This is a genomic window from Paenibacillus sp. F024, assembly GCF_057814255.1.
Window position 1 is genome coordinate 1 of record NZ_JBVASZ010000187.1, and the last position, 255, is coordinate 255.

The 255-nt window shown below is 51.0% G+C and carries 1 protein-coding gene; it reads left to right on the plus strand.

Annotated features, from left to right (window positions below; all coding sequences use genetic code 11):
- Nucleotides 1-255 (plus strand): reverse transcriptase domain-containing protein (locus tag ACZYR9_RS27910; protein WP_488981529.1); only part of this gene is annotated, 255 nt, incomplete at both ends.

Genomic DNA, 255 nt, shown 5'->3' on the forward strand with positions numbered 1-255 from the left:
GAACGGTAAGACGTTCTGACCTGGGCACGCCCCAAGGGGGAGTGATTTCACCGCTGTTGGCGAACATTTACCTAAATTACTTCGATACGTTGTGGGAAAGACACGGGAAGGAAGTCGGAGAACTTACAAGGTATGCAGACGATTTCGTCGTGGTGTGCAAGACAAGGAAAGAGGCGCTTCATGCTTTTAAGCTTATCCAAGCGATTATGGAGCGACTGGAACTGACCGTACACCCGGAGAAGACGCGGATAGTGG